The organism is Salmonella sp. NW38 (genome assembly GCF_051807745.1).
Classification (GTDB): domain Bacteria; phylum Pseudomonadota; class Gammaproteobacteria; order Enterobacterales; family Enterobacteriaceae; genus Salmonella; species Salmonella enterica.
Window position 1 is genome coordinate 153,099 of record NZ_JAMMTO010000007.1, and the last position, 14,224, is coordinate 167,322.

14 protein-coding genes are annotated in these 14,224 nt (G+C 45.4%); 2 read left to right on the forward strand and 12 right to left on the reverse strand.

Features of this window, described 5'->3' with window-relative positions; translation table 11 throughout:
- Positions 1-441 precede the first annotated feature (441 nt).
- Positions 442-2,103: a transcriptional regulator HilA gene (gene hilA, locus NA624_RS14015; protein WP_001120090.1), complete on the forward strand. Its 1,662-nt coding sequence runs from the start codon at positions 442-444 to the stop codon at positions 2,101-2,103.
- A gap of 17 nt (positions 2,104-2,120) precedes the next feature.
- Positions 2,121-2,603 (forward strand): SPI-1 type III secretion system invasion protein IagB, encoded by a 483-nt coding sequence (iagB, locus tag NA624_RS14020; protein WP_000558932.1) that lies wholly within the window; start codon positions 2,121-2,123, stop codon positions 2,601-2,603.
- A 53-nt stretch (positions 2,604-2,656) separates the two neighbouring features.
- Here the strand turns inward: iagB and sptP are convergent, their stop codons facing one another.
- The 12 genes from sptP to spaQ all read right to left on the reverse strand — a co-directional run bounded on the left by sptP (position 2,657) and on the right by spaQ (position 14,222).
- Positions 2,657-4,288 (reverse strand): SPI-1 type III secretion system effector GTPase-activating protein SptP, encoded by a 1,632-nt coding sequence (sptP, locus tag NA624_RS14025; protein WP_000922289.1) that lies wholly within the window; start codon positions 4,286-4,288, stop codon positions 2,657-2,659.
- Positions 4,275-4,667 (reverse strand): chaperone SicP, encoded by a 393-nt coding sequence (gene sicP / locus NA624_RS14030; protein WP_001147854.1) that lies wholly within the window; start codon positions 4,665-4,667, stop codon positions 4,275-4,277. The genes sptP and sicP overlap by 14 nt, the downstream gene beginning before the upstream one ends.
- 26 nt (positions 4,668-4,693) lie before the next feature.
- Positions 4,694-4,954 carry a hypothetical protein gene (locus tag NA624_RS14035; RefSeq protein WP_000692251.1) on the reverse strand — a complete coding sequence of 87 codons (261 nt, stop codon included), beginning with the start codon at positions 4,952-4,954 and terminating at the stop codon, positions 4,694-4,696.
- A 43-nt stretch (positions 4,955-4,997) separates the two neighbouring features.
- Entirely contained in the window at positions 4,998-5,246 is a 249-nt protein-coding gene (locus tag NA624_RS14040) for an acyl carrier protein (RefSeq protein ID WP_001055579.1), read from the reverse strand.
- Between the two features lie 18 nt (positions 5,247-5,264).
- Positions 5,265-7,322 carry an SPI-1 type III secretion system effector SipA gene (gene sipA, locus NA624_RS14045; protein WP_000258830.1) on the reverse strand — a complete coding sequence of 686 codons (2,058 nt, stop codon included), beginning with the start codon at positions 7,320-7,322 and terminating at the stop codon, positions 5,265-5,267.
- Positions 7,323-7,340: 18 nt separating this feature from the next.
- Complete coding sequence (sipD, locus tag NA624_RS14050) at positions 7,341-8,363, reverse strand: SPI-1 type III secretion system needle tip complex protein SipD (RefSeq protein WP_000932256.1); 1,023 nt, start codon at positions 8,361-8,363, stop codon at positions 7,341-7,343.
- A 70-nt stretch (positions 8,364-8,433) separates the two neighbouring features.
- On the reverse strand, positions 8,434-9,663 hold the full coding sequence (sipC, locus tag NA624_RS14055) for an SPI-1 type III secretion system needle tip complex protein SipC (RefSeq protein ID WP_000909028.1): 1,230 nt from the start codon (positions 9,661-9,663) through the stop codon (positions 8,434-8,436).
- Between the two features lie 27 nt (positions 9,664-9,690).
- Positions 9,691-11,472 (reverse strand): SPI-1 type III secretion system needle tip complex protein SipB, encoded by a 1,782-nt coding sequence (gene sipB / locus NA624_RS14060; RefSeq protein WP_000245782.1) that lies wholly within the window; start codon positions 11,470-11,472, stop codon positions 9,691-9,693.
- 2 nt (positions 11,473-11,474) lie between these two features.
- Positions 11,475-11,972 (reverse strand): SycD/LcrH family type III secretion system chaperone SicA, encoded by a 498-nt coding sequence (gene sicA, locus NA624_RS14065; protein ID WP_000386309.1) that lies wholly within the window; start codon positions 11,970-11,972, stop codon positions 11,475-11,477.
- Between the two features lie 137 nt (positions 11,973-12,109).
- A complete protein-coding gene (gene spaS, locus NA624_RS14070) occupies positions 12,110-13,180 on the reverse strand; it encodes an SPI-1 type III secretion system export apparatus protein SpaS (protein ID WP_000097719.1) in 1,071 nt (356 codons plus the stop codon).
- Positions 13,167-13,958 carry an SPI-1 type III secretion system export apparatus protein SpaR gene (spaR, locus tag NA624_RS14075; RefSeq protein ID WP_000498966.1) on the reverse strand — a complete coding sequence of 264 codons (792 nt, stop codon included), beginning with the start codon at positions 13,956-13,958 and terminating at the stop codon, positions 13,167-13,169. Before spaR ends, spaS begins: the two co-directional genes overlap by 14 nt.
- Positions 13,959-13,961: 3 nt before the next feature.
- Positions 13,962-14,222, reverse strand: coding sequence for an SPI-1 type III secretion system export apparatus protein SpaQ (gene spaQ, locus NA624_RS14080; RefSeq protein ID WP_000342503.1), 261 nt, complete (start codon positions 14,220-14,222; stop codon positions 13,962-13,964).
- Positions 14,223-14,224 lie beyond the last annotated feature (2 nt).

A 14,224-nucleotide genomic window follows, 5' to 3' on the forward strand; every position in this document is an offset into this window, starting at 1 on the left:
GAAAAATGGTTCTGATGGTGTAATTATCAGACCATTAACCATGAAGATATAATAAGCAGCATTTACACCCCCAAAAAATGCAGTAAGATAGCTACAAAACTAATCTCTATTGCAATGAGGCCAAGTTAAATATGTAAATATTTAGATGCCCGGCGCTGACTCTCTGCACCAGGATATACGACAGCGTCCATTCGATAATCACGGTTAGTTATAACAATATTATTACCAACATGTCAGTTATTTAAAGCACAGGCATAAGCTAAATAATCAAATGTTAAAAACATATAAACCCGAGCCCGTACAATATGACATTAAGCTCATAATAAAAGCTCAACCTGACCGTTAGTACTAACAGCAGAATTACTGAAACAGTAGATTCTATCCTAACGACTTGTATTAGCTATTATAACTTTTCACCCTGTAAGAGAATACACTATTATCATGCCACATTTTAATCCTGTTCCTGTATCGAATAAAAAATTCGTCTTTGATGATTTCATACTCAACATGGACGGCTCCCTGCTACGCTCAGAAAAGAAAGTCAATATTCCGCCAAAAGAATATGCCGTTCTGGTCATCCTGCTCGAAGCCGCCGGCGAGATTGTGAGTAAAAACACCTTACTGGACCAGGTATGGGGCGACGCGGAAGTTAACGAAGAATCTCTTACCCGCTGTATTTATGCCTTACGACGTATTCTGTCGGAAGATAAAGAGCATCGTTACATTGAAACACTGTACGGACAGGGCTATCGGTTTAATCGTCCGGTCGTAGTGGTGTCTCCGCCAGCGCCGCAACCTACGACTCATACATTGGCGATACTTCCTTTTCAGATGCAGGATCAGGTTCAATCCGAGAGTCTGCATTACTCTATCGTGAAGGGATTATCGCAGTATGCGCCCTTTGGCCTGAGCGTGCTGCCGGTGACCATTACGAAGAACTGTCGCAGTGTTAAGGATATACTTGAGCTCATGGATCAATTACGCCCCGATTATTATATCTCCGGGCAGATGATACCCGATGGCAATGATAATATTGTACAGATCGAGATAGTTCGGGTTAAAGGTTATCACCTGCTGCACCAGGAAAGCATTAAGTTGATAGAACACCAACCCGCTTCTCTCTTGCAAAACAAAATTGCTAATCTTTTGCTCAGATGTATTCCCGGGCTTCGCTGGGACACAAAGCAGGTTAGCGAGCTAAATTCGATTGACAGTACTATGGTTTACTTACGCGGTAAGCATGAGTTAAATCAATATACCCCCTATAGCTTACAGCAAGCGCTTAAATTGCTGACTCAATGCGTTAACATGTCGCCAAACAGCATTGCGCCTTACTGTGCGCTGGCAGAATGCTACCTCAGCATGGCGCAAATGGGGATTTTTGATAAACAAAACGCCATGATCAAAGCTAAAGAACATGCGATTAAGGCGACAGAGCTGGACCACAATAATCCACAAGCTTTAGGATTACTGGGGCTAATTAATACGATTCATTCAGAATACATCGTCGGGAGTTTGCTATTCAAACAAGCTAACTTACTTTCGCCCATTTCTGCAGATATTAAATATTATTATGGCTGGAATCTTTTCATGGCTGGTCAGTTGGAGGAGGCCTTACAAACGATTAATGAGTGTTTAAAATTGGATCCAACGCGCGCAGCCGCAGGGATCACTAAGCTGTGGATTACCTATTATCATACTGGTATTGATGATGCTATACGTTTAGGCGATGAATTACGCTCACAACACCTGCAGGATAATCCAATATTATTAAGTATGCAGGTTATGTTTCTTTCGCTTAAAGGTAAACATGAACTGGCACGAAAATTAACTAAAGAAATATCCACGCAGGAAATAACAGGGCTTATTGCTGTTAATCTTCTTTATGCTGAATACTGTCAGAATAGTGAGCGAGCCTTACCGACGATAAGAGAATTTCTGGAAAGTGAACAGCGTATAGATAATAATCCGGGATTATTACCGTTAGTGCTGGTTGCCCACGGCGAAGCTATTGCCGAGAAAATGTGGAATAAATTTAAAAACGAAGACAATATTTGGTTCAAAAGATGGAAACAGGATCCCCGCTTGATTAAATTACGGTAAAATCTGAGAGAGGAGATATGCATTATTTTTTTATCATCGTAATCTGGTTGCTTAGCATAAATACGGCATGGGCTGATTGCTGGCTTCAGGCTGAAAAAATGTTCAATATTGAATCCGAACTACTTTACGCTATCGCCCAGCAGGAATCGGCGATGAAACCAGGCGCCATTGGTTATAACCGAGATGGTTCAACCGATCTTGGCCTGATGCAAATTAACAGCTTCCATATGAAAAGGCTGAAAAAAATGGGGATTAGTGAAAAACAGTTGTTACAGGACCCCTGCATTTCTGTCATTGTGGGCGCATCCATTTTATCAGATATGATGAAAATCTACGGTTATAGCTGGGAGGCCGTTGGCGCTTATAATGCCGGGACGTCACCGAAACGATCGGATATAAGGAAGCGTTATGCTAAAAAAATTTGGGAGAATTACAGAAAATTAAAAGGGATGTCAGCAGAAGAGAAAAACAAAAGACTTTCTATCGCGGTAAACAAATAATTATACAGAAATAGCTTACTTTCAGATAGTTCTAAAAGTAAGCTATGTTTTTATCAGCTTGCTGTCGTCATAAGCAACTGGGCTTGCATTGCTTTTAGTTGTACAAACTGTGAGGCGTCTTCCAGCATTCTATTGTTCCGTGAATCCCGGAAATCTGCACGTACCTGCTCCAGATTACTATGAGGATTATCCTTAAGTACAAGAGCCGCCGCCATCGTTCCGGTTCTCCCCACTCCGTCCAGACAATGAATCATCGGTAAATACTTATCTGATGAACTACGCCCCGGCGCGCCATTTTGGTTACTATTTTTCACCCTATCTGCCAGGTATTCTAACTGATCAGTAGACGGTAACGGCTGGTGATCTGGCCAATTTTTCACATGCAATACCGGGATTGTATACTGCTTTTCCCCGCAGGACAGGTGCATATTGTATTGGTCTATCGCTCCTCCCTGACTGGCTGAGCTCACTTTTTGGCTGTTGGTATGCACCTCGCCAAAAGTGTAGCTCCCTCTGAAATAGGGTGGTAATTGTTTTGCCTGCATCTGATCTTCCGACGTTAACACCACCAGGCACGAGCATTCTTTTTCAAGAAGCATTTTCATATGCGCTTCCAGCGCGTCCGGCGTATTTTTTGGGTACGAACCGGCTAATGCCACAGGCTTACCGTCAAAAGTTAACGTATTCACTGGCACAGGCATTCCATCGCTCAGTTTCACTTGGGTTTGCTGATTAATTGGAATGCTGCTGACCGCAAACCGTGCCAGGCCCAGTGTCGGTCCGCTCATCGTCTGTGGCATTGGCGCGCCGGCTTCTATTTTCTCAAGTTCAGCTGTAACGTTTTTCAGTTCTTTAGCAATAACGTGAATTTTTTTTACAGCCTGGGTTAATTCATGAGTAGAGGCTTTATCAATCCACCTCTCAACCACTCCCCCACAGGTTCCCCATTGTGAGAACCTGTCTGCTCCTATCTGAATATTTTTTAACGTTGTAACATAATCATTAAGTTGTTTAGCCTCTGGAATTTTATTTAAATTCTGTAAATTCGTCATTAATGAACGTAGCGGGCCGTTACCTGAAGCCATCTCCTGGAAGTTTTCTCGCAGGCTATTTCCATCCATTTGTTCCAGTTGCGGTATTGTTCTCTTAAGTCCTTTTAGCGCGATATCGAGTAAAGGTTGCTTACTTTCTGCTCCAATATCGTTATTTTTTTCTGCCACTTTTGTATCGCCGCCTTTTATGACTAAAGCGGCATTCATGACACCAACATTATCCTTGCTCTTAATAAGGTTTATAAACCCTTCGTCAGCAGCTTTTACACACTCCGTGATCTGCACTGCTAAACGTTGGGTAAGGGGTTTGTTCATATTTATACGGGACATTAACAGTGCGTTATTGACCGCTGTTTCCCCATATTTTTCCGTTAGTGCCTGGAGAAATGTTTGTAAAATTTTCTGATCCTGTCCCTTGATGTTTTCCGTATGTTTTTGCACCACTTCAGTGTTTTTAAATAACGGCATTTTTCCAAGCCAGGTTAATACTTTTGACGAAAATTTTTCAGGCGCAACATATGCCTTATCAGTATTTTCCTTAGCAATATAAAGTCGGGCATCATTCGACACACCAACTTTTGAAAAAGAAGACAACGTTAAATTATTCAATTTTCTCTCCTCATACTTTAGCATATTCCTGCAGTATGTTTTTGAGCGCTTCCTGCTGATTCACAAATGACTCAAGCTGCGATATAATATGGTAAGTATTTGTCAGATCGGTAATTGCATGTATAAACAACAACGTCTCTGCGGCCTCAATATACGCTAACGTACCTTCATTATTCGCAGCCAGTTCACCATTAATCACCATAATCTGCCGCCAGATAGAATCGCCACAAACAGGCGATAACGGTATAATCATACCGTTCAATAACCAGATATCATCTTTAGCTTCAATAGACGTAAAAATATCGCTATCGAGTAGTAATAAGCACTGATTGTTGTCGTCAAAAGTGAGCGGTAAACCCAATTTCTCACCAATATTAGCGATAATATCCTGGTGTGCTTGCAATTTACTTTCCTCTTGAATTATATCTTTTATAAGATTGCTTCTTCAAATTTAATCTGGTTACACAATGTCTTGATACTTTTTCGCGCCCATCGCCGGGCGCAATATTTCTCTCCTTTAATCCAGTAGAATAGCCATTCACTACGCATCGGAACACATATCAGCAGCTCCTTCGGATCATTTTCAACATGACGTAACTTGCCTTTAATAACAAAACGCGGACTGTCAGCAATATCATCATATATTGCAGCCATACCTGAACCGGGTACTACGTGTGTGATGATTTTCATAACAATTAATCTTGTTCAATTGTTGTCGAGCGAGAGAAAAATACTACACCCTGGACTCAAGACTTTTTTTAACAACACGGCATATATCTGCAAAGGTCGTCATATCAGGAAGATCGTTTTCATTGCAACTAATGTCAAACTCCTCACTAAGACCAAATACAATATCAATTAAATCCAATGAGTCAGCATAAAGATCCTCAACCAGATGGGTCTGACCATTGATACTATCAACATCAACGGCAATACAGGAGGTGATCACTTTTTTGACTCTTGCTTCAATATCCATATTCATCGCATCTTTCCCGGTTAATTAACGCTGCATGTGCAAGCCATCAACGGTAGTAATAACCCGATCCACGCCAGGTTTATTCAGGTATGACTCGTAAGCCGGGCCAGCTCGCCAGCTACCGTCTCCGATAAGGCCGTCCAGCACATTACTTAACACATAGTCAGTTTCCCCTTTTTGCCTGGTCAACCCCGCCTCTCTGGCAAACTGCAATGCAATCTCAGCCAGTTTTTCTTTTTGTGGATGATGAGTAATGACCTCTTTAAGCGTATCCATTTTCGCTTTCAATTCTGGGTGCTTGTCAATATCGCTACATTGCGCTTTCAACGCTGCACTCTTTATCGTGTCATTGGGTAATATTTCCCCACGCAAGCCGTCAAACGCTCTGCGTACAGGGAACGGTGTGGAGGTATCCGGCTCCAGGGCTTTACGTATCACACCCAAAAACGCCTCACGGGCGTTGAAATGTATTGAATGCATATTCGTAACGCTCGGTACTGTTGAGAGGAAACTATTTTGCTTAAACTTCAAACCAGAAAATGGGCCAGTCTTATCTGTCTGGCTATTATCATTATCGGTCGTACCGGCTTTATTACCTGTAATTACCGTCGAGTCTGATTGTAAGGTATCGATTTTAACATTCTCGACGCCAGCCAGTTGACTGGCAAGCGGCTTCACATTCACAATCTCTGCCGTCTGGCTTTGCTGTTTATTATCATCAACGCCGTGCACCGTGGCCTGTACCGGCTTGCCGATAATGCTCTTGCTGGTTACGCCATCGACTTCATCAAAAGAGGGGGTTTCACCCGTAGTGCCCTTTTCTGACGTGACCACCTTTCCATTTTTACTTTCGGATGAAGAGTTGGTCACAGCCTCTGCCGTCGCATGAGCCGTGACGTCAATTTTACCCGCGATGCCATGGTCAATTGCCCCTGTGCTGGCGCTGTGTGCCGTCTCCGTTTGATGCGTAGTCGAATCCACACGCGAATGACTATGACTTACGTTACTGCTGTTAGTCGAATGGTGTGACTCGCCATGGCGTTGGCTGTTATCAATAAATGTTCGGCTATTATCAATCGTCTTCCGGCTATGATCATGGTTGCTATTATCGATATGGCGCTGGCTATTATCGACATGGCTTCGGCTATTGTTAATATGCTTACTGTTATCCACGCTACGGTTACTGCTATCAATATTAATATTGATATTAATACCCGTAGGTTCTGCTTTTTTCCCACCATCAGGTACTGGTCCAGCCGCAGGTTCCGGAATTTTAGGGTCGGGCAGTTTATCTGCAGGAATTTGTGCAAAAACATTACGTAGCAGCAGGGGTATCAACGTTTGCATTTCAAGGTGCCGGGCTTCCCGTCCTACGCTGGTACCCTGCTCTTGCGTTAATTTTTGGTGGCACATATCAAGCGCCTCAACCGCCTTCGCCGCCGCTTTGTCAACAAGGTGCGTAAGATTGCTGCGGGTTAACGGATCTAACGTACAGCCAAAGTTATGTTCAATGCAGCTGGCAATATAGGGCATCACCTCCTGCATAACAAGATTCGTCGATAATTTACTTAATTCACCGCCAGTGTTATTTTTGATGATATCTAACAGCTGTTTTTCCAGGTTTTCCAGCTTCGCTTCCGCTTTCTTTGTTTCTGGCAGCCATGGTCCAAAAGCTGACTTTTCTTTCAGGCCATCTTTTATGATTTGCGCGGTATACTCTGCCCCCACCTTCATTAGTAGCGTCTTCGCCTCAGGAGAATCACTGGTGGCGTTGAGCGCTGAACGAAAGAGCCCGGCAAATTCCATTATCGCTTTCTTACCGGCGACATTATTTGAATTGGTAAAAACTTCTTTTAACGCCTCGGCGTCTTTCCCGCATGCAAACAATGCATCCAGACTCGCCTGTTTGATCAGCGCGGGAAAACCTTCCAGTTGCGGGCCTTTAATTTCCCCTGACAGCGTCGCTGTGGCACTTTCTCTGACTGCGGAAAGATTCGCCGCAAGATTCGTGGCCTGCGTTTTGATCTCGGTCTGCATACCTGGCATCATGACGGGGGGCTGAGTTCTTACACTTGTAACCATTATTAATATCCTCTTCTGTTATCCTTGCAGGAAGCTTTTGGCGGTTTCCAGGCTGCTACTTATCGTACTGCTCAGCACTTTTACCAGGTTGTCGTACAATGAATTGGCATTGCTATATTTTTGCGTCAGCGTCTGTAATGTGGTTTTCAGATTTTCTTCCTGTGCTTTAAAACCCGACTGCCAGGCTTGATATTTGGCGTTATCCAGTTCAAGGGCTGAACCCGATCCTATTCCATTAAGATCGCTAACCATTTTGCTCAGTGGCCCCGTATCCACCAGTACGACATAACCAGAACCAGACGCCTTTAGACAGCTGGCCGGTAAATTCAATTCTTTAATCCACTGCTCAGCTTCCGCTTTCGTTGCTGTTGTCACTCCGCTGCCAGTTTGCGAGGGAAATAAAATCGTATTTTTATTTATTTGAGTGTATTTATTAATTAAACTACTTATTTCACTTTTAAGTGAGTCAACATTTAGCTTAATGGTATTTCCATCCTTACCAGGCGATAACCAGCCTCCCATTTTGGAAAGAATATCACTGAAGGCCTGATAAAAATCGGTATAGACTGCGACAACGTTTTCATAAACGCCCAGATAGCTGTCACCTATCGCCGATATATTTTGGGAAACCATATCCCAAATCTCAGCATCAGAAATGGTTGTTCTCGGCTGCGCCATAGGCGAAGCGCTAAATAAGGCCGACGTCGGCGCAGAAAACGCGCTCCGCAGGTTCTCATTTTGTTCTGCGGATAATGACACGCCAGACTTCGCCAGCGCATTCAGGCTGCTGGTCAACTGCTGGCGCGCCAGCGTGCGCTCGTCATTATTCTCTTCAGAAATCGGTGGCGTTGACTGCAGCGTCTGCTGTGTCTGCTGGATTTTAGTAGCCGCCTGCGATAATGAAATGATATCTGTACCGCGATGTTCTGTGGTAGACGGTACCACGGCAGTCTCGACGTGCTCGCTCGCCGAGGGAGTCTGCGGCCGTTCGGCAACGATCCCCGGATGAGGAGAAGCGGAATAATTTTGAATATTAAGCATAATATCCCCAGTTCGCCATCAGGAGCGCGATTAAATCACACCCCTGATGGCGTATAGATGACCTTTCAGATTAAGCGCGAATATTGCCTGCGATAGCAGCAAGTGCGGATGCTTTCGACTGGTTAATGCTCTCCATTGTTTTCAGCATTTCCTGAATCAGGCTGGTCGATTTACGTGAACTTTCACGGGCTTCGTCCGATGCGGTGCTGGCAACACGGTTATTCACCTGGCTAATTTGCTGCTCGGAACGTTCCTGAGTAGCGGCGTACTGCCCGGACGCCCCTGCAATACCACCGACCGTGACCGAATTCTTCATAATCAGATCGCCCGTCATCTGCATCTTGCGCGCATCAATTCGGGTCATATCCATGGTATTCTGCTCAAGACGAATATCGGATTCGACAGACTCAAGACGTTTCGACAGAATAGCCTGATGTTCAGGGGAGATTTGTTTATTACTGTCTTTAATACCCAGACTTTCCGTGGCGCTGGTTCCGGCATTAGATTTAAGCGTCGCATCATTAAGATTTTTCGTCGCATCGGTACCGGTTTTCTTCATATTTAACGATTTCAGAGAATCGACGCCTTCAGCACCGAGTTTGACGCTATTCTGCCCGTTCAGCACGTTTTTAATACTGTGGCTTTCAGTGGTCAGTTTATCGATCTTCGCGGCATTATGTTTAAGCGCGCCTCTTTCATTCTGCAGCCCCTTATATTCCAGTTTGGCGCCCACGCCAGTGATCCCCAACTGAAGCGCGCTCTGGGAAATACTACCGGACAACGCATTCATCCCTTCGCGCATCATGGAGCTTGCCGTCGTTTTAGCTGCATCAAAGCTGACTAATGACAACTTACCAGACAGTTTGCTATCAGCCTGGTTCAACGTCAGCATTAACGTATTCGCGGCAGCCAACAGCGCAACGGCACTGGAAGACATTCCGCTAATATCAAAAAACTTTCCGACTTCTGCCTGCTGCTCGCGTAACTGGGTTTGCACAACCTCATTCGCTTTAGTCGTGACATTATTTGCCAGGGCATTCAAATCCTGATTCATGTCGGTATTTTGAATACTGGCTTTTAAAAAGGACGTGATCGTTCCGGGGGTTTGCGTTAATACCCCTGGCGCAGGCGCGCTCAGTGTAGGACTCAACCCCAGGTCACTGACTTTACTGCTGCTAATACCAATACTATTCAGAATATCTTTAGCGCTAACGGATTGCGAAGCTGTCTGTGAACTATTCTCAACAGAATGATTATTTAAATAAGCGGCGGGATTTACTCCCACATTACTAATTAACATATTTTTCTCCCTTTATTTTGGCAGTTTTTATGCGCGACTCTGGCGCAGAATAAAACGCGAAGCATCCGCATTTTGCTGTACCGCAGAAGACATGGCTTTTTGTAGTTCCGCCGTTACCTTCTGGTTTTCACCAAATATTTCTACGGATTGTTTAAGCCACTGCTGAATCTGATCCATGGCAAAACGGGCGAGCATAAAATCAGCAAGCGCCTCGCTGGCATTTTTAATAAATACGCCCTCGGCAACACCACCGGCTGACTGGGCTGCGGTATTCGTGACTTCCATGCCCAACGCCACTTTATTTAGGGTATTACCTACCAGCTCTTTACTTAAGGCATTCGTTTGCAGGCCCATCTTGCTACCCACATTACCCAGGCCGCTAGTAATACGTTGCATCCCCTGGGTAAAGAGTTTGCTGCCGTTTTGCGCCAACTGTTTCAGCACGTTAGGCACCAACTTCTTAATCGTTTCGCCCATCATTTTGCTCAGCGCGTTACCCAGTTTCGCCGCCGCGCCTTTCCCGACAACTGCGACCACCACAATGACCGCTACCATCGCAATAGCGGCGACAATCGCACCAACAATGCTGCCGGCCATCTCTGCCGTTTTCTTATCGACGCCTAATCCTTCCAGCGCTTTGGTAATCGCCTTGCCAATCAGCTCCATTAACGGCTTCAGCACATGCTCCATAATCGGGTTCAGCGCCTGCTGAATAAACGACACCCCCGTCGCCGCCTTCACAATTTCATCGGCCACCATTACCGCAAGTCCCACCGCAGCCAGCGCCAGACTCGCCCCACCGGTAAAAACAGCGGCCACAACGCTGACAATGGTTAGCAGCGCGCCGAGGACTTTCCCGATACATCCCATAATGCGGTTCGTTTCCTCGGCTTTGCGCGTCTCTTCCTGGAATTCAGCCGATTTCTTTTCCATCTCCGCCTGACGCCCTTCCTGCAAGGCGTTGAAAAGCGCAAGATCGTTTTGCAGGCTTTCTTCCGTATTTTTGCCCACAATCTCAATAAACATGGCCATGAGCATAGTGAGGCGGGCGACATTTGACAGATTATCCTGCTCACCCTGGGAAACCTGATTCTGAGAGGCGGCATTAGCCGTTCCCTGGAATTTGGTCAGAATGTTATCCGCTTTCTCGGCTTTCGCTTTGGCGTCTGTGCCTGCTTTAACCGTCGCATCCGTGGCCTTATCTAATGCCTCTTTCGCCTCTGTCGCTTCTTTTCCGGCCTGTTCTACCGCGGCTTCAGCTTGTGCATAGCCGGGGTCAGCCGGGTCCAGCGATTGCAATTTATTTTGCGCCTGCGTCAGTTTTTTGGCCGCAGCGTCATAAACACTCTTGGCGGTATCCGTCTTTTTGATGCTGGCTTCATAGAGATCCGTCGCCTCCTGAGCCTCTCCCAGAGCTGTCTGGAATTCTTTCGATACCTGAATCCCCATCTCTTTTTGTGACTCAATCATCGCCTGCCATACCGCCAGACGAGACTCCAGTTGAGACAGCGAAACATCGCCCAGTAGGGTCATTAACTTGCCAAGCAGTAATGTCAATTGCCCTTCGCTGGAGAGTTTTTCCCGGGCGGCGTCCGTAGGCGGCTTCAGACCCACCGTATTAATAGCGCTCTCGCCGGACTTTGTTCCGGCTTTAAGGTCGCCCGCTTTCGTTGCCACCACATCTTTAAAAGCTTTATCCGCCGCTTTTAAAAAGTCCGTGTTCTTACGAACGCCTTCAAAAGCCGCCTCAGCGAGGCGCGGATTTTGGGTATATCCGCTACGGCTAATGCTACTTGCGTCATTTACCATAATTATTCCTTTTCTTGTTCACTGTGCTGCTCTGTCTCCGCCGTTTTTAGCGCCTCCAGATAGACCAACGCTTTTGCCCGCAGAGACTCATCTTCAGTACGTTCATTGACAAGTTCAAAACACTGCCTGGCTTTTGCCGCCTTACGCATTAATAATTGACACTGCCCGGTAAAAAAAACGGGGCGATAATCATTTTTAAGTAACGTAAACGCTACTGCATAAAGGTCACATGCTTTCTGAAATTGTTTTTTCAGTTGGCATACTGCCGCCAGTCCCATGGTGTAATCGGGATTGTAAAAATCATAAATGCATAAGAAACGAAAGAATGTCTCAGCTTCATCCAGTCGTCCCTGGTTATAAAACTCATAAGCATGAGCATATAAACCGTCCATCATATCTTGAGGGATCCCATGAACGTCTTTTAGCGTGGCGCCTTCACTAACGGCATCCCAAATCATTTCCGCAACACGTTCTTCGCTGACATTATTTTGATAATCCATTACTTACTCCTGTTATCTGTCACCGACTTTGTAGAACTTAACTACTGCGTTTATCTGATGCAGTTATTAAACCCCGACGGTGGTTAGTGAACATTCAAAAAACGCCCAATGAATACATCGCTACTGCTTTACGCGGCTCAATGCCGTACCTCGTTTTCTTGTGGCTGAATAACGTCTTTGCCCGCGTTTTCTACCTCTTCCAGCCAAACCAGAAGACGTAAAACTTCATCAATTTCTTCCAGACTCACCAGATCATAACGGCGATGGGTTTTGAAAAGACTGCGCGCCAGTTTGATATCGACGATCACAGGTACGCCAACCTTCTCCGCATAGGCGCGGACGGCCAGTGCGCGCTGATTCGTTTCATACACCGAGATCATCGGAATCGGCATCAGTTCGGGTTTAAAATAAATCCCGATCGTAATATGCGTGGGGTTGGCAACAATCAGGCGTGAGTTTTCAATATCGGATTTCACCTGTTCAGACAGAATTTCCATATGAACTTCACGTCTTTTAGATTTAACCTCTGGGTTCCCTTCCTGCTCCTTCATTTCACGCTTCACTTCTTCCTTATCCATTTTCATATCTTTCATGGTCAGGAAATATTCCGCAATAGCATCCAATAATAAGACAATCAATGCGCAAGCAAGGCAAGTTAATACCAACGCGAGAAGAAGCTCACGCCAAATGACGGCAATACCTACAATATTGCCATTTAGCTGAGAAAAGATTTCAACCTTATATTTCTTCCAGCAAATGATGGCGGCCACCACAAAGGATGAGAGATACAGTAGGGTTTTGACCGTATCTTTAACCGTTCGCATACTAAAAAGTTTTTTCGCCCCTTCTACCGGGTTTAACGCCGATAAATTAGGTTTTAATGCTTCTGTCGCCAGCACAAAACCGGCCTGTAATAACGCCGGTAATGCGGAACACACTAAGCAGAGCAGCATAAATGGAATCAGATATTTTAACCCTATCCCAAAAACGGCCAAACTGTAGTCAGCCATGCTCTGATCAAAATTATCCGCAATAATGATCTTAATTATCCCCATAAACTCATTAAATGAGCCATACGACACCAGATAGGCAATTCCTCCCAGCGTCAGGCAGGCGATAATGAGATCTTTACTTTTAAATGACTGGCCTTTTTTAGCGGAGTCTTCCAGCCGTTTTTTAGTCGGTTTTTCTGTTTTATTCGAGGACATGCGTCGCCCCTCGCTCGTAAAACCAACTGCTTAATCCTGTGGCCTGGAAAGAGAGTCGCAGTACATTGTCCGGTAGCACCGGAGAGAAATAAAGCAGCATAATTAAAACGGCAATGCCGCTTTTTACCGTCAGTGAAATCGCAAAGGCGTTCATTTGCGGAGCAAAGCGCGACAATAAACCCAGGAATACTTCTGACAGCAACAGCACTAATACCACCGGACTGGCCAGAACCAAGGCGTTTTGAGCCACCTGATTAATAAACGTTAATAGCGGCGGTAATGAAGGCGTGCACTCGTTCATCGGATCGCATAGCTGATAGCTTTTATTTAACACGTCAACCATCGTGACCAGACCGCCGTTTTGTAAATAAACGACAGCGGCAAACATATTCAGGAAATTAGCCATTTCCGAGGTATCAATACCGTTTGCCGGATCGATACTGCTACTTAGCGTTGCCCCTCGCTGGTTATCGATAATACAACCCAGCGCATGCATAACCCAAAAAGGCCATGACAGCAGATAGCCCAGCATGACGCCTACCGCCGCTTCTTGCAGAACTAACGGGATCATCGCCACCGATAAAAACGGCGGCGCCTCGTTCAATGCATGCGGCCATACTCCCAATGCCACCAGGATGATAATGGCGTTTCTCGGCGCGCCGCTTAATACCCCGCTATTCAAAAACGGCAGGAAGAAAAAAATCGGCGCCACGCGAGCAAACCCTAGTGCCGCAGACGCAACCAGGTGATGAATTTCAAAGTACAACGCGTAAAACATTTTTTACCCCTTAGCCAACGCCAGGAATATCACCTGACGCCCGTAAGAGAGTAAAACTTCGCCATACCAGCCAGACAGTAAAAACAAGCACAAACACACGCCAAGTAATTTAATGCCAAAAGGCAGCGTCTGTTCCTGTAATTGCGTTACCGTCTGGAATAACCCTACCAGGAGGCCGATAATCGTTGCGACAATCGTCGGCCACCCTGACAGGATCAAAACAAGATAGAGCGCCTTATTACCTGCAAACACTAAATCATCCATTT

Excerpts from the sequence above, each read along its gene's own strand:
- spaS (WP_000097719.1), bottom strand. The coding sequence starts at position 13,180 with ATGTCCTCGAATAAAACAGAAAAACCGACTAAAAAACGGCTGGAAGAC.
- spaR (WP_000498966.1), bottom strand. The coding sequence starts at position 13,958 with ATGTTTTACGCGTTGTACTTTGAAATTCATCACCTGGTTGCGTCTGCG.
- sipB (WP_000245782.1), bottom strand. The coding sequence starts at position 11,472 with ATGGTAAATGACGCAAGTAGCATTAGCCGTAGCGGATATACCCAAAAT.
- spaQ (WP_000342503.1), bottom strand. The coding sequence starts at position 14,222 with ATGGATGATTTAGTGTTTGCAGGTAATAAGGCGCTCTATCTTGTTTTG.
- sptP (WP_000922289.1), bottom strand. The coding sequence starts at position 4,288 with ATGCTAAAGTATGAGGAGAGAAAATTGAATAATTTAACGTTGTCTTCT.
- iagB (WP_000558932.1), top strand. The coding sequence starts at position 2,121 with ATGCATTATTTTTTTATCATCGTAATCTGGTTGCTTAGCATAAATACG.
- NA624_RS14035 (WP_000692251.1), bottom strand. The coding sequence starts at position 4,954 with ATGAAAATCATCACACACGTAGTACCCGGTTCAGGTATGGCTGCAATA.
- sipC (WP_000909028.1), bottom strand. The coding sequence starts at position 9,663 with ATGTTAATTAGTAATGTGGGAGTAAATCCCGCCGCTTATTTAAATAAT.
- sipD (WP_000932256.1), bottom strand. The coding sequence starts at position 8,363 with ATGCTTAATATTCAAAATTATTCCGCTTCTCCTCATCCGGGGATCGTT.
- sicA (WP_000386309.1), bottom strand. The coding sequence starts at position 11,972 with ATGGATTATCAAAATAATGTCAGCGAAGAACGTGTTGCGGAAATGATT.
- sipA (WP_000258830.1), bottom strand. The coding sequence starts at position 7,322 with ATGGTTACAAGTGTAAGAACTCAGCCCCCCGTCATGATGCCAGGTATG.
- NA624_RS14040 (WP_001055579.1), bottom strand. The coding sequence starts at position 5,246 with ATGAATATGGATATTGAAGCAAGAGTCAAAAAAGTGATCACCTCCTGT.
- hilA (WP_001120090.1), top strand. The coding sequence starts at position 442 with ATGCCACATTTTAATCCTGTTCCTGTATCGAATAAAAAATTCGTCTTT.